Consider the following 21144-nt stretch of genomic DNA (forward strand, 5'->3'; position numbering starts at 1 on the left):
AAATCCTCCGAGCTGAAAGCAGCCATTCGTGTCTCGCGAGGATTTTTCAAGGGATTGAATATTCCAGAAGTCCACAACGGGTACTATTCCCGATGCTGTGCTCCGCAAGGGCGACTTCCAGTGCGCAGGTGGAACAACAACCGTTTCATCGTGGAGGCCTTCCGCGGCAACAGAAAATTTTTATTATCGAGCACTTGTGTGTACAATAGCAGCTGTGGTAACAAACAGAGTCTAATCGACAATTCTGTCCTTTTTAAATATTCAGGGAGAAGACCATGGCTTTTTCATGTGACGTATGCGGAAAAAACCGCTTAGTGGGAAATAATGTGAGTCACGCCAATAATCGTACAAAACGTGTCTTTCGGCCGAACCTGCGCACGGTTCGCGCTCTCGTGAAGGGTGCGGCCCAACGCATTAAAGTCTGCACCCGTTGCCTGCGGTCCGGATTGGTCCAAAAAGCCGTCTAATCGGCTCTCAGGCCGTTCATGCGAGGTGAACGGTATTTGCCATTTGATGTTCTTGTAGCCCTGAATCGAATTCACCAATTCGATTGTCATCATTACTTCATTCCTTTCCAGCCGATAACCCTACTGATTCTTGGGTGTCATTCTGAAATACGCCCAAACCTGATAAATCAGCAAGGCTCACCCCTGGAAACGACCACTGGTCCCTATTAACGTGGGGCAGACCATTCCACCTTCATTGGTTCCATCCCGTAAGACAGCAGCCCTTTTTTTCGCTCTCGCCTTCATCGGGACCCTTCATCCTCTGAGCTTCCCGCCCTATGATCTCGGATGGCTGGCCTGGTTGGTATTGGTTCCGCTCCAAATTCTTATTCATGACCTCCCCCCAAGGCGGGCTTTGTATTATGGCTGGCTGGCGGGGACCATCGCCTTTGCAGGGACCGTGACATGGGTCATCACGGCCATGCATCAATTTGGTCAGGTGCCGTTCATCGTAAGTGCCTTGTTGATGCTCCTTTTGGCTGCCTATCTTGGCCTATACATGGGCATTTATAGCTGGGGATATGCCAAATTCCAACACACCTGCCCCAATTTCTTGTGGCTGGGAGCCCCCGCCTTGTGGGTCGCCTTGGAATTTGTGCGCACCCATGCATTGAGCGGGTTTCCCTGGGCGCTTTTGGGCTATTCCCAATACCAATGGCTTCCGGTTATTCAGTTTGCCGACGTGACCGGAGTCTATGGGGTGTCATTTTTAATTGTCATGGGGAATGTGGCTCTGACCTCTCTCCTCTTATGGATCCACAGCAAAAGACGAGGCTTGGCCCTTCCAGGACCATGGGTGTCCGTGGCAGGCTTTGGCTGCGCACTAAGTCTCGTCCTTGCCTATGGAACCTGGCGGATTGAAGAACAGGCCAACCTTGACGCCTCGGCACGAACGCTGTCGATTGGATTGGTCCAAGCCAATATTGATCAAGCCGTCAAATGGAACGAGGCCTACCGGGATGAGACACTTCGACGCTATGCCTCCCTCAGCCAGGAAGCCGGGAAGAATACCGACCTGCTCATTTGGCCGGAAGCGGCCACACCCTTTCTCTTCGAGCAAGAGCCCGACTACCAGAAACAGGTCCTTGATATTGCGAAAGGCACGCACAATTCGTTGTTATTCGGCAGCCCGACACTTCGCTTTCAACAGGACGGCCGTCCGTATTTGTACAATAGTGCCTTTCTGGTGACGGCTGAAGGACGGGCCTCAGACCGGTATGACAAACGGCATCTGGTACCATTTGGGGAATACATTCCCTTGCGATCAATTCTCTTTTTTCTGGATAAGCTCGTGGTAGGGATCGGAGACTTCAAATCCGGCCAGGGAGCCATGACCATGCAAATCCCAACGGAGCCACCCGGCACTGGTCCGAGATTCGGGGTGGCTATTTGTTTCGAAGTGATTTTTCCCGATTTGGTGCGTCGGATGGCCGGGGAGGGTGCTAATTTTCTCGTCACGATTACCAATGATGCCTGGTTCGGGGATTCTGCTGCGCCGTATCAACATTTCGGCATGGTCGTGTTTCGTGCCGTTGAAAATCATTTGGGATTTGCCCGAGCCGCCAATACCGGCATTTCCGGCTTCATTGCCCCGGACGGAGACATTCTTTTCCAGACATCAGTTTTTTCAGAACAGGCGGTGACGGGATTACTTCCACTCCGTTCCTCATCACCCACCTTTTACACGCAATTTGGGGATGTCTTTAGTTGGGGTTGTGTTATAATATTCGGTGTTTTGTTCACTTGGTGTCGGTTTACCACACCGCTTTCCACACCTAAACCACGGTCATTACCGACATAGCCACGAGAGGAGAGCTGCCCATGCTCGAAGATATTCGCATTCGAATGGAGAAAATCAACGATCATATTCTGGAATTCCGGAGGTATCTTTGACGTTCCTCGGCTAACAACTGAACTGGAAGAACTCGAGCGGGAGACCTCCCAACCGAATTTTTGGAATAATCCCCGTCAGGCCGCCAAAGCCGGACGCCGTCAAGCCGAGATCGAACGCCAACTCACACGCCTTCACCAACTCGACCAGCAACGGGATGACCTTCTCGCCATTCTTGATTTGATTGGCCAACAGGAAGATCCGGAATTGGAAGCGGAGTGGAGCAAGGGCATCAAAGACATTGAGGCCACGCTGGAAGCCTGGCGATTGGAACAATTGTTATCGGGCGAACATGACCAGAATAATGCCATTCTCAGCATTAATCCCGGAGCAGGTGGAACTGAATCCCAGGACTGGGCACAGATGCTCATGCGCATGTATATTCGATGGGCTCAGGAACGGGGGTACAAAGTGGAAACCATCGATCTGCAACCCGGCGATGAAGCCGGCATCAAAAGCGTGACCTTGGCCATTGCCGGCCCATTGGCCTATGGATACCTGCACTCAGAAGCGGGCGTGCACCGCCTGGTCCGCATCTCCCCCTTTGACGCCAACAAGCGTCGACATACCTCCTTCGCCGCAGTGGGGGTCTATCCGGAATTGGACGACGATATTGACATTGTGATTGATGATAAGGATCTGAAAGTCGATACCTTTCGCGCAGGTGGCGCGGGCGGGCAAAATGTGAACAAGGTGGAAACCGCGATTCGCATGACACATCTTCCCACGGGAATCGTGGTGCAATGCCAAAATGAACGGTCGCAATTGCAAAACCGGATCGGCGCCATGCGGGTATTAAAAGCGAAGCTGTATGAGCTGGAACAGCAAAAGAAAGACGCTGCGTTTCAAAATATTGTTGGGGAAAAGAAAGATATCGCCTGGGGAAGCCAAATCCGTTCGTATGTGTTCCAACCGTATCAAATGGTCAAGGATCACCGGACCAACTACGAATCAGGCAATGTCGCCGCGGTCATGGATGGAGCGTTGGACCCTTTTATTGAAGCGTATTTAACCATGAAGGCCTCGAAGGCTTCCCATATGCCGGCCCATTAACACGCATCCACATTCGATGCTCGACCTTCATGATTCATCATTGTCATATTTGTGTTTCATGTGCTGACCGGACGACCATCGAGATATTCACCTCTATGAATCCAGTAGAAACATGTATGTTATGGAAGAATTGAACGAACAACAACAACAACGGCTGGAAAAGCTCCACGCGCTTCAGAATGGAGGCCTTCATCCCTTTGGTACACGTTTTTCCACCACCCACACGCTTGAGACTATTCTTCAGTTGTATACGGCCTCAACCAAAGAAGAGCTTGAAGGCACACCGATTTCGTGCACGGTAGCCGGACGCATTGTGGCCATGCGCCGCTTTGGAAAGGCCGCTTTTGCGGCCCTACAGGAAGAAGGCCATCGTCTCCAGGTTTACCTCAAGAAGGATCTGCTTGGGGATCAGTCCTATGAACTTTCGCAGTCGTTTGATTTAGGGGATTGGATCGGAGTCGAAGGCCGGTTATTTCGCACCAAAACCGACGAACTCACAGTAGAAGTCCATCGCCTCACCTTTCTCACAAAGGGGTTACGGCCTCTTCCGGAAAAATGGCACGGGCTTACCGACATTGAAACCCGGTATCGGCAACGGTATGTGGATTTGATTGCCAATCCATCGGTGCACCAGGTCTTCCGCACACGCAGTCGAATCATTAATATCATTCGTTCGTTTCTCACGGAACGAGAATACCTCGAAGTGGAAACGCCGATGATGCATTCCATCCCTGGAGGAGCCACAGCACGCCCGTTTGTGACCCATCACAACACCCTCGATGTAGACTTATATTTGCGCGTGGCACCGGAATTATACCTCAAGCGCCTCATTGTCGGAGGTTTCCGGCGCGTTTTTGAAATTAACCGCAATTTCCGCAATGAAGGCATTTCCACCATTCACAATCCTGAATTTACCATGTTGGAATTTTATCAGGCCTATGCGGATTATCATGATCTGATGGACCTGACCGAACAGTTGTTTCACACCTTGAGCCTGGAAGTATGCGGAGACCCAACGGTGGCCTACCAGGGCCAAAACATTTCTCTCGCGCCACCCTGGCGTCGAGTGCCGTATCTGGATTCGATTGTAGAGGTCAACCAGTTGGATCCTGAAATCCTGTCGGATCAGAAGAAAGCCGTGGACGCGGCAAAACGGTTAGGTGTTGATTGTGCACCGCAAGCCAGCCATGTCGACATCCTCGTCAATCTCTTTGAAGCCACCGTCGAGCCAACATTGATTCAACCAACCTTCATCACCGATTTCCCTATCGAAATTTCCCCGTTGGCCAGGAAAAAAGAAGCCAACCCGGCCCTGACCGACCGATTTGAACTCTTTATTGGTGGGCGGGAATTAGCGAATGGATTTTCGGAGTTAAATGATCCCTTGGACCAGCGACAACGGTTTGAGGCCCAAGTGGCGTTGCGGGATGCGGGAGACGACGAAGCCCATTATCTGGATGAAGACTTTATTCGAGCCCTCGAATATGGCATGCCTCCCACAGCGGGAGAAGGGATTGGGATTGATCGACTCGTCATGCTATTCACCAATCAGGCCTCGATTCGCGATGTCATCCTTTTCCCCCAACTTCGACCGGATCGGCCTTTGTGACCCTCCCATATGAGATATTAGTCGGACTGCGGTATCTTCGGGCCAAACGTCGGCAGCGAACGATTTCGCTGAACACGTTTATCTCCATCACCGGGATTACGCTTGGTGTCGCAGCACTCATTGGCACGCTTGGCATCATGACCGGCTTTAAGGAGGATCTCCAGTCGAAAATCCTTGGCACGACTGCGCATGTGATCGTCCAGGAACGTGGTAGCAATGACATGAAAGGGTATGCGGACCTGGTCGATCAGATTGAAGCCGTTCCCGATGTGATAGCCGCTGCCCCGTTTATTTTTAAACAAGTGCTCGTCACCTCCAAAACAGCCGTGCAAGGGATCATCCTCCGGGGCATTCAGCCCTCGCAGGAAATACGCGTGACCGATTTAGAAACCAACATGAAATTTGGGGATTTGGCTGACCTGACTCGCCCTTTTACTCCATCGACATCTCCTGATTCCGGTCGGGACACGCCTTCATCCACCAACCCACCCGGAATTATTTTGGGGAAGGAATTGGCCTTTCGGCTTGGCGTGTTTATCGGCGATACCATCAACGTCGTCTCACCTGTCGGTCCCATGACTTCGTTGACCATGACACCGAAAATTCGCCCCTACACCGTGGTCGGCGTGTTCGAATCCGGCATGTTCGAATATGATTCTTCGTTAGCATATATCAGCCTGGACGAAGCCCAGAAATTTTTTAATCTCGGTGAGACGGTCACCGGGATTCAGGTCAAGGTCAACGACGTATTTTTGGCCCAGCAGATTGCTCAACGACTAGAAGCCACACTCGGCCATATCTTTATCGCCCGTGATTGGATGCAGTTAAATCGAAATTTGTTTTCGGCATTGAAACTCGAAAAGACCATGATGTTTCTACTGCTAGTCTTGATTACCCTGGTCGCCTCGTTCAATATCGTGGGAACCTTGACGATGATTGTCAACGAAAAGCAACGGGAAATTGCCATCCTCAAAGCCATGGGCGCCACGCCAGGAGCGATCATGCGGATTTTCATGTTAAACGGGTTGGTAATCGGAATCGTGGGAACGGGCATTGGGGTCCCCCTGGGCTATACCTTTTTGTGGCTCATTCAGAACTATTGGACCTTCGACGCCTCCGTCTATTACATCTCCCGCATTCCCGTGCACATTCTGCCATTAGACGTGCTGTTAGTAGCCACTTCGGCCATCCTGATCAGTTTTGCCGCCACGTTCTACCCTTCATGGCAAGCGGCGAAGTTAGACCCGGTCAGCGCCCTTCGTTATGAATAACCCAATCGACTCAGAGTTCACGCCCCAAGCGCCATTGGTCTCTATCGACAACCTTTGTCGTTCATTTCAGATGGGCAAGCAAACGGTGCATGTCCTCAACGGCATTACCATGACGTTAGCGCGAAAGGAAATGGTGTCGATTGTCGGCGCATCAGGCGCCGGAAAAAGCACTCTGCTCCACATCATGGGGACCTTGGATCGCCCGACAAGTGGAAAAGTATTGTTTGAAGGGAAGAATATGTTCCGGGTAAGCGAAACCGCGCTAGCAGGATTCCGGAATCGATCCATCGGATTTGTCTTTCAATTTCATCACCTTCTTCCAGAGTTCACTGCCTTGGAAAACACCTATCTTCCGGCGCTCATCCAAAAAATTCCCAAACAGCAGGCCGTGGACGCCGCAAAATCTCTCTTATCTGAAGTGGGGCTTTCTCACCGTCTGCACCATAAACCGGGGGAATTATCAGGAGGAGAGCAGCAACGTGTCGCCGTGGCCAGAGCCTTAATCCGGCACCCCGACCTGGTGTTGGCGGATGAACCGACAGGCAATCTGGATACGCATACCGGGGATGAATTATTTGAACTTTTACGAAAACTCAATCACACGCATGGAACAGCCTTCGTGATTGTGACCCACAACGAAAAACTTTCCCTTCAGACCGACCGGCTGATTCAACTACAGGATGGACAAATTATCGAGGATCGCTGTCTGAAGGATAAATCGACCATAACGGACGGGTCGTAAGACAACACCAGAAAAAATGGGGAACTGCATCGCTGTTGATGGAGTTCCCCATTATTAAATAATGTTCTACCCTAAAACCGATATCCTACTTTTTCCACTCTTTCTCCGGTTTCACCCTGGACCGTATCTTAGGCGATCTATGGCCTCACCCGTTTCACCAATTTCTCCCATTACGGAGAAGCCGTAATACGGTCCTTGATCTCATCAAATGTGGCCTTGGGTATAATGTTTTTCGCCACAAGTTCGCCACGGAGCCGGTAAGGCCGGTTTGAAACCACTTCCTCAGCAACCTCCCGAGTTAATCCCAGAGTCAACACCAGATCACTTACTGGCGCCTTATTAATATTGACTAAATCCCCTCCGATTTTTGGCAGGGTTGGGGGCGTCACAATTTTTGGCACCGGTGGTTTGGACGAAACAATCGGGCTGGAATTCACTGACGGAGTCATTTCAGTCTTGGCCATATCAGGCTTCTCCGAGGACTTCATCACCCCGGACGTACTCTCTATGGAAGATTCACGGGTATCCTTTAATTCCTTCTGATAGCGCAACACGGTCTCTTTCAGGGCTTTGTTTTGGGCCTTCACTTTTTGATATTGGTCCACGACCACGCGCAATTTGGACATGAGCTGCTCTTTCTCCTGATCCAATTCCCGCTCACGTGTTTCCAATAAGGTGTGCTCATTTTTTCGTCCTTCTTTAATCCGTTGCACCTCCGTGGTCATCTTCTCCAAATCCGTGGACACTTTTTCGTTCAATCCCTTTAAATTGCGTATTTGTTCTTCAAGGGCTTCCTGATGCATCCGGCTTTTTTCTAACTCGGCCTTGGCCGACTCCATATCCGCCACCGATGCCTCATATTTCGACTTCGAAACCATGCACCCTGGCAATCCCAACAGAAGCACGACCGAAATAACCACCCACCTGTTCATAAGATCCTCCTGGTCCCTGCCAATAGAAAGATTCATCCTTGAAAAACTCTTCCTGCCCCTGTCCGGCTCCTGGGTTTACACCCCTATTTCAGGATTTATGGCATCCTCACGGTTATGTCAAGCCTAGCGGCGCCCTAGCTTGTGAATTCCGCTACGGGACTGTTGAAGAAAGCCGCCAGCGGTGTTCTCGCCATTTTCCCGTCCTTACGGACCGGAAGGACGCTTTGCGGGCAAAAATGACTGCGGCCTTGCTGAACGAACTTTTTTGAACAGCCCCGAGGCCTCTAATCGGCAACGTTCCTGTGATTTATGCCCTTGGAAACTATTATTATTCAACACTCCTCTACTTACGACTTACAAAACATACCATTGAGGACGTCGATCTTTGAGCAAATCGTTATAGGGATTGATTCGTTTGTCCCGGGCTTCCGCCATATCCATCTCGCACAGACCGACCTCTCCGTCTTTGAGGGAAGACCGACACAAAATTTTTCCATTAGGGGCCACAATCTCACTCATGCCAATAAATGGCAAGGCGGGTTTTTCCCCACGCTGTTCACGACCGACTCGATTCGCTGTAATGGCAAACACCCCGTTTTCCAAGCATCTCGTCACCATGGCATCAGGACAATAGGGCAACACTAAATTGCTGGGGTGGCATAAAATATCGGCGCCCTTTATGGCCAGACTTCTTGCGGCTTCAGGGAAAAACCAATCAAAACAGACCAGAAGCCCCACCTTAGCCTTTCCAATATCCCAGACAAGAAATCCCGTATCTCCAGGATCAAACCAGAGGGTTTCCTCAAAAAATAAATGGGTTTTCCGATATCTCCCGATATACCCTTTCGGGCCAATCAACACTGCTGAATTAAATAACCGGTCATGGTCTTGTTCAGCCAACCCGACCACAACATGCAGGTCACGCCCCCGAACGGCCTCCTCCAAGGCTTTAATAGCAGGACCGGAGGGAATGTCTTCAGCCAGCTCCCGGACTTCATCTTTAGAAAGGAATTGATATCCCGAAAATGCTAGTTCGGGAAAAACAAGAAGATGCCCTTCAAAGTTATGGATGGCGTTCAAGATGGTTTCTAGATTACGCTGAACTTCTCCAAACACCGGAGAAAATTGATAATACCCTCCACTGATTCTGGACATCACCACCCCACAAAAAAAAGCGGGCAGAGGTGGCTCTACCCGCTTTTTCTCTCAGATTACGGCTTTATGATTACTTAACCTCTTTCAGATGCATCACTGCGCTTTTTGCATGCTTGGTCCCGACATCGGCATGACCGGCTTTGCCATGCTCTACGGCTTCCATGAGTTCGTGAACCCCTTCATCTAAATGAGGATTCTTCACGTCCTTTTGGGCGCCCTGAGCGTGGGTCAAAGCTTCTTGGGCATGCTCAACCAAGGCATCAGCATGTCCCTGCTCGCCATGTTTCACGGCTCCCTCGGCATGCGCAATGGCCTCAGCCACATGTGGATTGGTTCCTGCAAGGGCGACAGACCCCCACGCCCCCGCAACCAATAACCCTAGAATGGCGAACAGACCAATTCCCCTAATAACCGCTGGCTTTTTCATCCCTGACCTCCTTGAAAAAGTAAATAATTATTGAGCTGAGAGTTTCGAATATCCTCTCATCCCTCACATACAAGATCAAGATGATCTCATTTGATCCTGATTGGTGACCCGATATAACAGCTTCACGTCTTTTTCCGCCGGTGCCGCGAAATCACGTGACCATTCCCACCATGACCCTGGATAGACTTTCACTCGTGGAAATCCGACATATCGCAAGAGACAAAACACCCAGGCCGCCCGCACCCCCCCCAAGCAATATGTCATGATCTCCTGATTGTCCCGTAGCCCGTGATCCTCAAATATTTTCCTGACCTGCTCTGCAGGTTTCACCGTGGCATCCGGTTGTAAAAACCGATTCCACGGGATATTAATGGCAGAGGGAATATGGCCGGCCCGGGGCAACCCATCGATCTCCTTCCCCGCATATTCCTCAACACTTCTGGCATCAAGAATGATGGTATCCGGATGGGGTCCTTTGACCAGTTTTTTCAATCCATCCTTATTCACAATGAGGTCCGGATTGGCCTTGACAGTAAAATCCCCCGGCTTGGGTTGAATCGCTTCATGTTCAAAGGGACGCTGCTCTGCAGTCCACTTGACCCACCCACCGTCCAGAATTCGGACGCTGGAATGTCCCAGATACCTCAACATCCAGAACATGCGTCCCTCATCACCCCAATTATCGAAGGGGTTGCAGTAAACAACCACATCGCTGGACTGGTTAATACCGAGGGCTCGAAGGCGCTGTTCAATTCTCCCAAGGTCAGGATTTAAGACCCCCTTTGCCACGGCTGACGGATCACTGTACTCATGCCATGTGCTATGAACGGCACCCGGAATATGTGAGGAATAGGCCGCACGACCTCGTACATCAAGAATGACCAGGTCTTCGCGGCCCAGGTTTTGGGCAAGTGATTCGGTATCAATGAAAAAATTTTCGGTCACAGTGCTTTCCTTTATGAATGAAGTGAAGATGTATTTGACGGGTGGTGAGGAGTGAGCCCATCGGACGGCGCCATACAGCCTACGCGAAGATCGGGTTCCTGATTCTGTACGACCACAGGCAGGGTTGCATCCAAGGGGAACTCCCGTTCATAGATCGTAAAGACATATGGATCATCAGCCGTTAGACCATACTGATCTCTCAACATCTGATTTTGCCCATCGGTCTGGATATGATACCGAATCCGCGCCTGAACGATCCACCCTTTTTCATTTTCCGGCATTTCATATTCAAAGGCATAGTCCCGGCTGGCAAGGGGCAGCAATCGGTTATCGTATACTTCCACAATCACGGGCTGCCAGAGGATCCAACGGCCCATGGTATCGGATTGCTCATGCACCACCGTGCCGTTCGAATCACGCACCGTAAATTCAACGGTAAAAAACCGGTCAGGGTCCCCTGTCGGAATTTTGTGCCCAGCCCCCGCATTAATCAGGGTCAGCGTCAATTTAACATCGTCACCTGGCTGGGGTGTGGGAGGGTCTGCTTGCACTTGGACAGCGACCGCTCGCTTGACCATGTCCGGATCATGACCTCCCCGCCAGAGATGCCGTCGACCGTATCGGATAGGGCTACCCTTGGCAACCGGCCGCTCGACTTCCGGCATATGACAACTCTGACAAATCAGGCCCTTTTCCTTCATGAAAAACTTGCCCTCATACTCAGGATACGTGCCACAAGGCCCCGCATTGTAGAATTGCATGGGTCCCGATACGACATTATGGCAGCGATAACAGACCTGGGTCGTTCTGAAGGAAGGATCAAATTGGGTGGGATGCGGCGCCGCCGAATCGTCATATGGACCAAGAATCTTCCCATCCCGAACATGACAAGCGGCGCACGTCACACCTTCTTGTTGGTATTCCGCATCGTACCGGTAATTAGGAATTTGAATGGCTTTTTCGACGCGGCCACGGGGAAGATCTTGAATAAGAGTCGGTTGCTGATTTTCCAATGGCGTATGGCAATTCAAACAGACCCAGATATTGTCATCTTTTTTCCAATAGGCTTGAAAAAATGGATCGTGAAAGGCCTTGGCATGAATACTGGATTTCCACTCTTCGTAGATCTCGACATGACAACTTCCACATTCCTCCGCTTTCAAGCTCTGCAATCCCACTGGAATCTGTTGATAGGGAATGGGTTTCGCGTAATCCTCTCGTAAACCAAAGATGACGGTGGGACGAATCTCCGTATAAAAAATGTAGATCCCTACCCCCACCACCAACAGGAGCAACAGCCACGCTTTTCCTCCCCATGATCGCTTGGACTTCATCACATTAATTTTCCAGCAGAGCCTGAAGATGGCGGTCCACGGATTCCGCCAACGCCTTGAGGTGATACCCGCCTTCTAAACATGACACGATTCGCCCACTTGCAAATTTATTTGCAATCTTCAAGACAATCGCCGTCATATCGGCATACCCTTGTGACGTTAAGGCCATACTCGCCAACGGATCATCCCGGTGACCGTCAAATCCGGCAGAAATGAGAATACATTCAGGTTGAAAGTGTTCGGCGGCCGGGACCAAGACCTTCTGGAATATGTCGCGATACTCCTCATCCCCTTGTCCTCCCGAGAGCGGCACATTGATGGTCAGACCTTTCCCTTGACCTGCCCCGGTTTCCGTCGCCCGGCCCGTCCCGGGATAAAATGGGGCCTGGTGGGTGCTAAAAAAAAGGACAGTGGGATCATCATAGAAGGCCTGTTGCGTGCCATTGCCGTGGTGCACATCCCAATCCACAATCATCATCCTCTGTAGTCCATATTGTTGCTGAAGATAACGGGCGGCAATGGCGATGGTATTAAGGAAACAAAACCCCATGGCTTGATCCGCCTCGGCATGATGCCCTGGAGGCCGCACAGCGCAAAAAGCGTGGTCAATCTCGTGGTTCATGATCGCATCCACCGCCGCCAAGCCCCCGCCGACCGCCAGATAGGCCGCCTCCAGCGTTCCTGGACACATCGAGGTATCAGGATCCAGGGAAACATAACCAATTGAGGGGGAGCGTCGTTCAAGGCTCTCCACATAGGACGAGTTGTGGACCAGTTCAATCCATTTCCGCTCGGCCCGTCGTGGGGCGACCTGATGCAACCGGGACCACGTACCCGAACTTTCTAATTGCGCGCGTATGGCACGAAGGCGTTCAGGTGACTCCGGATGGCTTCTGCCCATCTCATGGCGTTCATAGGCCGGATGAGAAACGTATCCAACACGTCCCATACTCATACACTCTCAAAATGGAAAAGGAAATCATGCACAGAGGAAAAATTCGATCAACAATGTCGGCCAAACCATACCTGCGAATTCTGACGAACCGGAAGGAAAAACGCTTTCGATCCTAGCATAGGGAGGTGGCTTAGACAACGCATACACCCGCATGATAGGCTCGATTTCATTCTCGTTCCTCCACCTTCATTTCTGATCGGATCTCAGCCATGGCCAATCCTAAGATCGAACAATTCAAGAAAGTGCTCCAAATGGACCCGAAGGACGAAACCATGTGGTTCGGCCTGGGAAAAGCCTACATGAATGACGAAAACTGGAAAGAGGCCATTCCCGCTTTAGAGCAATGCATTCAGGTGAAACCTGAATATTCAGCCGCCTATTTTGCGTTAGCTCAATCTCTGCACCAGACAGGCGAATTTGAAAAATGCCGGACAATATGCACCCAGGGCATCACCGTGGCAACCCAAAATGGTGATCTCCTCGTCATTAAAAACCTGGAAGCCCTTAAAGCCTCCCTGCCTTCATCCTAACCGCTCGTACCTGCTCCAATCCTTCCCCGCAGTTTCGCTTCACATCCTTTCCTTGATACTCGTGAGTTCCTGGGAGCTAAGTCGATATCGGGCAACCGGGTTCACTGCCAGCAATCGAATTCGAGGGTCGCGTGCATCCCCTGGTGGTCGAGTGACCCACGTGACCTGGCGAATACGAATGGGATTACGTAATTTCTGCGCCGGTGCCTTCCATATGGTCAGCAGGACCGCACTGAACTGAGGGACGTCGACGACCACCCCGACCAACATCGCAGCCAATCGCTGAAGATCCAAGGGAGGAATGTCCTGAGGGCGCCCTTTCCCCCATGGCAAATCGGGAACGCTCACCGCCAGCAACACAGGGGCACAGTACCGTTCTAATTGCCTGGCTTTTTCGGCCATGCGTGACAACAATCGCCTGACCAAGGCCTGTTCAAAAAACTCATCCGAGGATTCCAGAATCTGGTGAGGCTGTGGACGCACCGCCGGTGATTTGCGAGCAGGTCCTTGGGTCGATTGAATCACCGTGACTTCCACAAAAAATCGATGCGTACCTTCATAACACTCCAAGTCCGCCGTTCGACCCCCGGAAGCCTCTAGAAATGCCACGGAAAAGCCAGCCTGTGCGAGAAAATACGCGGTCTCGATCTCCGCATGCGCGGACGCCGCCTGCCTGACCGGACACCGATTTATCTGCTCCCACAATATCGCCAGTCGAGTCTGACTTTCTCCGTCATCACAGGCTTTGGCAAGAGTCTGCCATTGGTGGAGAATCAAATCAGGCTTAGGTTGTAACTTCACGCTCCTCCCTCATGAGCAAAGAAATCGAACCAACAAATGCGATTTTTGGCAATCGCGGCCCATCTCTACGCCCCGACACTCAACCAGTATATCAATTTGAGGCGTCAACAGGCTTTCTTCACTTAGGCAGGAAAGACGCGCAATAGCTTATAACTCACAGGCATACACGGCCTATTCACTAAAGAGAAAAAGACGCGAGAGGCGCAAGCCGAGTGCCGGCTCGGCATTAGGAGTTGAAGGCTTCTGAAGGATGCTTTAATTCTTCGAGTGTAAAATGTTTCGGGAGCATGACCGGGAACACCATACCGATGGGATCGCCCCGCAAAATAGTCGTGGTCTTGTCAGGAGAAGGGTCCAATTGCAGCAGAAAATTCGTCACAAAGGCATCGTGGTCGGGCAGAAAATCATAGGGATTCGGGGTCAGTTTATATTCTTGCGTTTTGATCCCTTCCCAAATGGAGAAAGTCCGGTTGGGAAAATGATAAAAATGGTTGGGCAGATCCTTCATCATCATGCCGACTTGTTTGGGGTAATAAAAACGAATGCCACAATAGAGCTTAGGAAATCCACTATTCAAAATTGTATCAACATACATTCCCGAAAATGACTTATACCCCAGGAGCCGCTCTTCAGGAAGAATGGGCGGAGACTGCCATTCAAAACCAGTGCCTTTTCTGCGAAACCGGCAATCCGCCGGTGAACGGATGAGCCAGCCATATTGCCCTACGGCCCGAACCGGCCCGCAATCATCAGGAAGAACCTTGTATCCGGATGCCGCTAACTCCCGTTGCTCAGGCAAAGGCATGTTGGTCATCAAGGGTCGATGGGGATGAAAATCAAGCTTCAGTCGTTCCGGAGCAAAGGCGGTGGAATATTCCCGCTCCCAATAAATGACCCATTTGTCGTCTGAGGTTCCCGGTATCGAACTCATAGAATGCCCTTCATGGTTGCCCTGGAAACGCCTGCCCTCGCTTGATCATCCACGCCACTTCAGCCACACGCTTTCCCAACGCCCATGCATCGGCACGCTCCGCATCATTAATGCCGGGGCTATCGCCTTCCGTCGTCGCTGAAGCGCCAAACGCCCCTCCGTCACTCACGACAATCATCTTGTTCCCAAGCATGGCTGCAAGGATCGTCAACATCGTTACCTCTTTTCCGCTGGATATTTGCCCACCGGTCGTAAAGGCTGCTCCAACCCTATTACGCATTTTCCATTCAGGATATACACCAAATTCAAACTGCCACCGGTCAAAAAACGCTTTGACCTCACCTGACATATTCGACCAATAGACCGGCGAACCCACGATGACGGCATCGCTGCCAAACAACTCATCGGCGGTCACCTGCCCCACGGTCTTCAGGAGGACGGCGGTCCCTGGTATCGACTCAGCACCCCTTTTCACACTCTTGGCCATCTCGGCCGTATGCCCCGACAGAGAATGATAGGTGACTAAGACCTGAAGGCCATCGGTAGCCTGAGGAGATGCTTGGGGAGATGAAGGTTGAGCGGAAACTTGCACACCTCCACACCACCAAACCAATGAAGACAGACCCACCCAAAGGATTTGTTTCCGAGAAATTTTCATGATGAGGATTGAATTGGAATAGAGGCACCGATTCTTTGCACCTAAAGAACCGATTCAGCGGAAAACCAACCTTCGCTACCGTCGTTCAATTTCTTCGTCTATTTGTTCTTCCACCGATACGTGGGTCAATGCCCCTCGGTAATCACACTTATGACACCGCACCCGGAATTCCTCCAACCACCTCTCTTGCACAAAATGTTGATGACATTTAGGGCACGCAAACACCCCCTTCACATAATGCACCTGTTTTCTATACTTCATGACCACACCCTCCAAAAATTTATAAAAAAAATGCTCGGTGCTAGCCTGCCATAGGCCTTTTTCCAATTGCAAATTGGGAGACAGGATGGCACCCTAGCAACTTCCTGCTCAAGGACCAGTATCCTGGTGGGCTCCAAATACCCTTGAACGTTGTTTTCGTGGAAAGTATTGGTCATGAACCTTTTTGAGTCGGGCTTGCTCCACATGGGTATAGATTTGTGTCGTGGCAATGCTGGCATGGCCAAGCATCATTTGAACCGAACGAAGATCGGCGCCATGATCTAATAAATGCGTGGCAAATGAATGGCGAAGCATATGGGGTGAAATAGGCTTGGTGATGCCTGCGCGAGCCTTACGATCCTTGAGAATTTTCCAAAAACATTGCCGGCTCATGGCCCGACCCAGCCGGGTGAGGAATAAGGCCGAAGACGAACGCTTTTTGACAAAGGCCGGGCGGGAAGACTGCAGATACCCGGAGACCAACTGGCGTGCCTTATCTCCGATGGGAACAATTCGTTGTTTGTCCCGCTTGCCAGTCGCCTGCACAAACCCCACATCCAGATTGAGATGCGCCAATTCCAAATTGATGAGTTCCGATACCCGAAGACCGGTGGCATAGAGCAGTTCCACCATAGCGGCATCACGGAGATCTTCCTTGGTATTCATCACCGGCAAGTTGAGTAATCTGGTTACTTCGGCTTCGGACAACAACTTTGGCAATTGACTCCATTGCTTCGGCGTCCCTTTCAATATACCCTCAAAGGCCGGATCATCCTTTCCCCGTTCAAACGATTTGTAAAAACCCCGGATAGACGCCAGACACCTGGCAATGGAAGAGGAGGACAGCCCCTGGGCTTTCAAACTGTTCAAGAATTGAAACCACAGGGGCTTGGAAAGATGAGTGGGATCGGTAATATCGTATGTTCGAAAAAAGATCTCGAGTTTCCTCAGGTCCCGGCGATAGCTCTCAATGGTGTTTACCGCATAACCCTGCTCGACCTGTAACATCGTGAGATAACGATCAATACATTCCTGCATCAGCTCTTTACACCACCCCCATCTCCAAGAACCTTAAACTTTTTCATGCCCCCACCGGCTATAATCCTATCAAGAGATTTTCTTGCGTTCTTCTATTTTGGTAAGCGGACTTCCTGGTATACTAAACAAGAAAAGCATTATCGTCACCGTATTCTGCTTGTGAATTATCCATCCAAGCACTTGGGTGTTGCCCTGTTCCCATACAAACAATCCCTTCCATTTCCAAAGCGTTTGGATAAGTTTCCTTTGACGACTGTCAGACTCACATATCTGTTGCTTCGAATCCTATTGTGTCTCACACTGGGAAACTTCGGATTGCTGGGGGAACAGGCATGGTGGCCCATCATGGGCGGAGCCACCAACCTCGCATTTGCGCAACCCACTTCACCTGCCCCTCTTCTGGATCAAGCAAGATTGGAGCTGAAATCCGAGAATCCTAAAGCCGCCATTACGACTCTGGAGAAGTTGATTGATTCATTCCCTCCTCCAGAAATCCTGGAAGAAGCCTATCTCTTGCAAGCCACCGCCCTGAAACAGGATCACCAGCCGACGGACGCCCTTACGGTTTTAAAGCAACTCCTGGAAGAATTTCCCTTTTCGCGTTCCACGAACCCGGCTCGGGTCTTAATGGCCGAACTCTATATCGAGTTACAGAATTATGAGCCTGCCCTGGATCAATTGTATCAGGCCTTGGATTATGCCACTGATTTAGACCTACGCCGGTCCGTCTTCCAATTGATTCGTCAAACCGAGTTAAACAATCACAACCCGCTGGGCGCGGTAAAAGCCCTGTTAAATGAAATGAGTCTGGTCGACCAGACCGAACGGCTCGAGTTAGAAAGCCTCACTCAAACTCTGATTTTACAACAGTTAGACGAATCCGCGCTCCAGGAACTGGTTGAGAGTTATTCCTCCCGGTATCCAGGTGACATCGCAACCATCCGGCTGATTGAACTGCATACTGCCCACGGGGATGAGGTCCTCGCCGAACGGGATATCCGGGGATTTCTCAAGCGCTTTCCCACCCATCCCTATGCTCAAACGGCAATGGCCCTCCTGCAGTCATTTATCAGCAAGATCAAATTTCATTCGCATATTTTGGCAGCCGCCCTGCCTTTTTCCGGTCCCATGAAAACCTATGGCACGGATTCGTTAAACGGTATTCGACTCGCTCTCGAAATCGCCAAGGAACAATGGGGACTGACCTCGGTTGGGCTGGTCGTAAAAGACACCGCAACCCTCACCGCCCCGTTACGCGTCGAGATGCAACAAATGCTTGATGAATTTCGACCGCTTGCGGTCGTAGGGCCTTTATTGTCTCGTGAGATACAGGGACTCGGCCAACTCCCTGATACCTACACCACACCCTTTATCACCCCTTCATCCACGCTCTTGAATGTGCGGCAGTTTGGATCATTTTGGTTTAGTACCGCCATGACTTCATCCGTTCAGGCCAAGCGACTGGTGGAATATGCCATTCTAAAACTGGGCTACCACCGCTTTGGCATTATTTACCCCCAAACAGCCTATGGACGGGAAATGGCTGATATGTTCGCGAAGGAAGTGTTGCACTCCGGCGGGGAAATTATCGCCTCAGAAGGCTATGCTGACGACCAGACCGATATTGGTGAACAATTACGCCACCTGAAGGAGAAAGATCTGGCCACATACGGCACCACCCAAACTGAAAAAACCCGCACCGGAGAAGATCGCATGGTCTACACACCCGGGTTTGACGCCGTGTTTGTCCCGGGACAGCCCGTCCACTTGGCCCTCATTGCAGCACAATTGGCATTTTATGACATGAATGTGCCGATTTTGGGCGGCAATAGCTGGCATAACTCTGAATTGTTTCGGTGGGCCAAACACGATCTGGACGGCCACATTTTTGTCGATGGATTTTTCCCCAACAGCCCTGACCCTAATATTCAGATGTTTGTTCAGCGGTATCGCAGTCAGTTTCAAAAGGAACCATCCCTCTTTGCCTTCCAGGCCTATGACGCGGCAACGATGGTGATGGAAACCATCCGCCAGGGCGCTCAATCCGGACAAGGGGTCTGGGACCAACTTGTACGACGCTCGGATTTGCCGGCGTTGAGCGGATTTGCCTCTTTTAGTTCCGCCGGCATCCTGAACCGAAGACTCTACCTCCTCCAAGTCAAAAACAAGACCTTCACCCAACTCAACTAGGCCAAATGGATTCCCTTTCCTCTTTCCTCTATAACCTTTCTTTCATGCTGGTTCCACTCATGGCCGCGGTGGTCTTACACGAATGCGCCCATGGATGGGTCGCAAATTTCTTCGGTGACCAGACGGCCAAAAACCTGGGACGACTCACCATCAACCCCCTGCCGCACATCGACCTGTATGGAAGCATCATTGTTCCACTGATGTTGTCTCTGATACCTGGAGGGTTTGTGTTTGGTTGGGCCAAACCCGTTCCAGTCAATCCTGCACAACTCCATAACCCCAGACGAGACATGGCGTTTGTGGCGGCAGCGGGACCACTCATGAATTTGTTTTTAGCCATTGTCAGCAGCCTGCTGCTCGCCCTGTTTCTTTATCTCGACCCCACCCTCCAAGCCAACTGGCCTCCTCAACCGGGTGTTGAACCACGCCGCGATCTTCTCGGCATGATCCTGGTTCCCCTCACGGCCATGGCCTTATCTTCCATGATCATTAATATCGTGTTATTTTCGTTCAATCTTCTACCGGTTCCTCCTTTGGATGGGAGCCGGGTTCTCCGTAGTCTCCTCCCGGTCAGATCCGCGGAAGTCTTAAACCGGTTGGAACCCTATGGGATGTTTCTTATTTTAGGACTCTTGATGCTGAATTCGTATATCCCCATAATCAGCACCTTTATCGGAATGGTGTTTCAGATATTTCAGCGCCTCTTTTTACCTGCTTTCATAACTTAACGAGAACCGGAATACTAACTATGACCACACGAGTACTCAGCGGCATGCAACCGAGCGGGCTCATGCATTTAGGCAATCTTCTTGGGGCGCTGGAAAATTGGAAATCCTTACAAGCTCAATACGAATGTTATTTTTTTGTGGCCGACTGGCATGCCATGTCGACCAATTATGCCGACACCGGCCGGATTAAAGAATTCACTCAGGAATTGTTGATTGATTGGCTGGCAGCCGGCATTGATCCGGAACGGGCTACGGTGTTTGTCCAATCCGGCATTCCCGAACATGCCATTCTCCATTTGCTGTTCTCTATGATTGTGCCAATTCCCTGGTTGGAACGAAATCCGACATATAAGGAAAAGCAGGAGGAGATCAAAGAAAAAGATCTTTCCACCTATGGGTTTTTGGGCTATCCGGTCCTCCAGGCGGCAGACATTCTGTTATACAAACCCGATCTCGTCCCGGTCGGCAAGGATCAGCTTCCCCATTTGGAACTCACACGGGAAATAGGCCGCCGATTCAACAATCTTTATTCGCCGGTATTTCCTGAACCCAAGGAACATCTCACACGGTTTCCCAAAGTCATGGGCACCGACGGACGCAAAATGAGTAAAAGTTACGGTAATACGATCAATCTTTCCGATACTGAGCCGGTCGTTCGACAAAAGCTCAAAACCATGGTGACGGATCCGGCACGCGTCCGCCGGACCGACAAGGGCAATCCTGATGTCTGCCCGGTTTTCGACTTTCACAAAATTTATTCATCATCCAACGTCGTCAAACAGGTTGACCAGGATTGCCGCACCGCTGCCATTGGATGCATCGATTGCAAGCGCCAGGTTGCCGACGCCATGGTGGAACGCTACCAACCTATGTGGGACAAACGGGCCACAATCATTCAACACCCTGAACAGACGCAGGAAATAGTCGAAGAAGGACGAAAACGCGCCTCCCGCGTGGCTCAGGAGACGATGCAGGAAGTGAAAACCGCGATGAAAATTCTCTAGCAACCTCAAATCGCAATCCTCGAGCACCTTCTGAGGAAAAATTCTTCTCCTACCAGAGCGACCGATAATGAGCACAACCTCACGTTCCTCAGTCAAAAGTGAGCACACAGAAACCATGTTCACAGGTATAGCGTGACTTTACAAAGGCTCATGGCTCTCACAATCCATGCAAACGAGGAACTT

21 protein-coding genes are annotated in these 21144 nt (G+C 50.9%); 10 read left to right on the forward strand and 11 right to left on the reverse strand.

Features of this window, described 5'->3' with window-relative positions; genetic code table 11:
- Positions 1-275: 275 nt before the first annotated feature.
- From H6750_02785 to H6750_02810, 6 genes are all read left to right on the forward strand, one after another.
- A complete protein-coding gene (locus tag H6750_02785) occupies positions 276-467 on the forward strand; it encodes a 50S ribosomal protein L28 (protein ID MCB9773238.1) in 192 nt (63 codons plus the stop codon).
- Positions 468-678: 211 nt separating this feature from the next.
- Complete coding sequence (gene lnt / locus H6750_02790; protein MCB9773239.1) at positions 679-2307, forward strand: apolipoprotein N-acyltransferase; 1629 nt, start codon at positions 679-681, stop codon at positions 2305-2307.
- A gap of 20 nt (positions 2308-2327) precedes the next feature.
- Positions 2328-3450, forward strand: a protein-coding gene (gene prfB, locus H6750_02795; GenBank protein MCB9773240.1) for a peptide chain release factor 2 whose coding sequence is annotated in 2 segments (ribosomal slippage) — positions 2328-2396 and positions 2398-3450 — 1122 coding nt in all. Because the reading frame shifts where the segments join, the coding sequence is not laid out codon by codon here.
- Positions 3451-3571: 121 nt separating this feature from the next.
- Complete coding sequence (lysS, locus tag H6750_02800) at positions 3572-5059, forward strand: lysine--tRNA ligase (protein MCB9773241.1); 1488 nt, start codon at positions 3572-3574, stop codon at positions 5057-5059.
- Positions 5056-6330 carry a lipoprotein-releasing ABC transporter permease subunit gene (locus H6750_02805; protein ID MCB9773242.1) on the forward strand — a complete coding sequence of 425 codons (1275 nt, stop codon included), beginning with the start codon at positions 5056-5058 and terminating at the stop codon, positions 6328-6330. The genes lysS and H6750_02805 overlap by 4 nt, the downstream gene beginning before the upstream one ends.
- Complete coding sequence (locus H6750_02810; GenBank protein MCB9773243.1) at positions 6323-7072, forward strand: ABC transporter ATP-binding protein; 750 nt, start codon at positions 6323-6325, stop codon at positions 7070-7072. The genes H6750_02805 and H6750_02810 overlap by 8 nt, the downstream gene beginning before the upstream one ends.
- A gap of 170 nt (positions 7073-7242) precedes the next feature.
- Here H6750_02810 and H6750_02815 read toward each other — a convergent pair whose 3' ends face one another.
- From H6750_02815 to H6750_02840, 6 genes are all read right to left on the reverse strand, one after another.
- The gene (locus H6750_02815) at positions 7243-8004 is read right to left on the reverse strand and encodes a helix-hairpin-helix domain-containing protein (protein ID MCB9773244.1); all 762 of its coding nucleotides are present in this window, start codon (positions 8002-8004) and stop codon (positions 7243-7245) included.
- 354 nt (positions 8005-8358) lie between these two features.
- Positions 8359-9159 (reverse strand): acyltransferase, encoded by an 801-nt coding sequence (locus tag H6750_02820; GenBank protein MCB9773245.1) that lies wholly within the window; start codon positions 9157-9159, stop codon positions 8359-8361.
- 70 nt (positions 9160-9229) lie between these two features.
- Positions 9230-9586 (reverse strand): metal-binding protein SmbP, encoded by a 357-nt coding sequence (locus H6750_02825; GenBank protein MCB9773246.1) that lies wholly within the window; start codon positions 9584-9586, stop codon positions 9230-9232.
- A 75-nt stretch (positions 9587-9661) separates the two neighbouring features.
- On the reverse strand, positions 9662-10531 hold the full coding sequence (locus H6750_02830; GenBank protein MCB9773247.1) for a sulfurtransferase: 870 nt from the start codon (positions 10529-10531) through the stop codon (positions 9662-9664).
- A gap of 11 nt (positions 10532-10542) precedes the next feature.
- Positions 10543-11868, reverse strand: coding sequence for a hypothetical protein (locus tag H6750_02835; protein ID MCB9773248.1), 1326 nt, complete (start codon positions 11866-11868; stop codon positions 10543-10545).
- A gap of 1 nt (position 11869) precedes the next feature.
- Positions 11870-12814, reverse strand: coding sequence for a histone deacetylase (locus H6750_02840; protein MCB9773249.1), 945 nt, complete (start codon positions 12812-12814; stop codon positions 11870-11872).
- Positions 12815-13029: 215 nt separating this feature from the next.
- Between H6750_02840 and H6750_02845 the strand changes: the two genes are divergently transcribed.
- Positions 13030-13350: a tetratricopeptide repeat protein gene (locus H6750_02845; protein ID MCB9773250.1), complete on the forward strand. Its 321-nt coding sequence runs from the start codon at positions 13030-13032 to the stop codon at positions 13348-13350.
- Between the two features lie 39 nt (positions 13351-13389).
- On the opposite strand, the gene H6750_02850 is transcribed toward H6750_02845, so the two are convergent.
- The 5 genes from H6750_02850 to xerD all read right to left on the reverse strand — a co-directional run bounded on the left by H6750_02850 (position 13390) and on the right by xerD (position 17039).
- Complete coding sequence (locus tag H6750_02850) at positions 13390-14151, reverse strand: hypothetical protein (GenBank protein ID MCB9773251.1); 762 nt, start codon at positions 14149-14151, stop codon at positions 13390-13392.
- A gap of 226 nt (positions 14152-14377) precedes the next feature.
- Positions 14378-15082 carry a hypothetical protein gene (locus tag H6750_02855; protein ID MCB9773252.1) on the reverse strand — a complete coding sequence of 235 codons (705 nt, stop codon included), beginning with the start codon at positions 15080-15082 and terminating at the stop codon, positions 14378-14380.
- A gap of 10 nt (positions 15083-15092) precedes the next feature.
- The gene (locus H6750_02860) at positions 15093-15674 is read right to left on the reverse strand and encodes a flavodoxin family protein (GenBank protein ID MCB9773253.1); all 582 of its coding nucleotides are present in this window, start codon (positions 15672-15674) and stop codon (positions 15093-15095) included.
- Between the two features lie 141 nt (positions 15675-15815).
- On the reverse strand, positions 15816-16001 hold the full coding sequence (locus H6750_02865; protein ID MCB9773254.1) for a hypothetical protein: 186 nt from the start codon (positions 15999-16001) through the stop codon (positions 15816-15818).
- A 108-nt stretch (positions 16002-16109) separates the two neighbouring features.
- Entirely contained in the window at positions 16110-17039 is a 930-nt protein-coding gene (gene xerD / locus H6750_02870; protein ID MCB9773255.1) for a site-specific tyrosine recombinase XerD, read from the reverse strand.
- A gap of 246 nt (positions 17040-17285) precedes the next feature.
- On the opposite strand from xerD, the gene H6750_02875 reads away from it, so the two are divergent.
- The 3 genes from H6750_02875 to trpS are packed head-to-tail and all read left to right on the forward strand — an operon-like array spanning position 17286 to position 20961.
- Positions 17286-19229 (forward strand): penicillin-binding protein activator, encoded by a 1944-nt coding sequence (locus H6750_02875; protein MCB9773256.1) that lies wholly within the window; start codon positions 17286-17288, stop codon positions 19227-19229.
- A gap of 5 nt (positions 19230-19234) precedes the next feature.
- Positions 19235-19957: a site-2 protease family protein gene (locus H6750_02880; GenBank protein ID MCB9773257.1), complete on the forward strand. Its 723-nt coding sequence runs from the start codon at positions 19235-19237 to the stop codon at positions 19955-19957.
- A gap of 20 nt (positions 19958-19977) precedes the next feature.
- A complete protein-coding gene (gene trpS / locus H6750_02885) occupies positions 19978-20961 on the forward strand; it encodes a tryptophan--tRNA ligase (GenBank protein MCB9773258.1) in 984 nt (327 codons plus the stop codon).
- The last annotated feature ends 183 nt before the right edge of the window (positions 20962-21144 follow it).

Source organism: Nitrospiraceae bacterium, assembly GCA_020632595.1.
Taxonomy (GTDB): domain Bacteria; phylum Nitrospirota; class Nitrospiria; order Nitrospirales; family UBA8639; genus Nitrospira_E.

Bases quoted from the DNA above. Each gene is read 5' to 3' on its own strand.
- H6750_02810 (MCB9773243.1), top strand. From the start codon at position 6,323: ATGAATAACCCAATCGACTCAGAGTTCACGCCCCAAGCGCCATTGGTC.
- H6750_02845 (MCB9773250.1), top strand. From the start codon at position 13,030: ATGGCCAATCCTAAGATCGAACAATTCAAGAAAGTGCTCCAAATGGAC.
- trpS (MCB9773258.1), top strand. From the start codon at position 19,978: ATGACCACACGAGTACTCAGCGGCATGCAACCGAGCGGGCTCATGCAT.
- H6750_02785 (MCB9773238.1), top strand. From the start codon at position 276: ATGGCTTTTTCATGTGACGTATGCGGAAAAAACCGCTTAGTGGGAAAT.
- H6750_02880 (MCB9773257.1), top strand. From the start codon at position 19,235: ATGGATTCCCTTTCCTCTTTCCTCTATAACCTTTCTTTCATGCTGGTT.
- H6750_02825 (MCB9773246.1), bottom strand. From the start codon at position 9,586: ATGAAAAAGCCAGCGGTTATTAGGGGAATTGGTCTGTTCGCCATTCTA.
- lysS (MCB9773241.1), top strand. From the start codon at position 3,572: ATGGAAGAATTGAACGAACAACAACAACAACGGCTGGAAAAGCTCCAC.
- xerD (MCB9773255.1), bottom strand. From the start codon at position 17,039: ATGCAGGAATGTATTGATCGTTATCTCACGATGTTACAGGTCGAGCAG.
- H6750_02865 (MCB9773254.1), bottom strand. From the start codon at position 16,001: ATGAAGTATAGAAAACAGGTGCATTATGTGAAGGGGGTGTTTGCGTGC.
- H6750_02840 (MCB9773249.1), bottom strand. From the start codon at position 12,814: ATGGGACGTGTTGGATACGTTTCTCATCCGGCCTATGAACGCCATGAG.
- H6750_02820 (MCB9773245.1), bottom strand. From the start codon at position 9,159: ATGTCCAGAATCAGTGGAGGGTATTATCAATTTTCTCCGGTGTTTGGA.
- H6750_02815 (MCB9773244.1), bottom strand. From the start codon at position 8,004: ATGAACAGGTGGGTGGTTATTTCGGTCGTGCTTCTGTTGGGATTGCCA.
- H6750_02855 (MCB9773252.1), bottom strand. From the start codon at position 15,082: ATGAGTTCGATACCGGGAACCTCAGACGACAAATGGGTCATTTATTGG.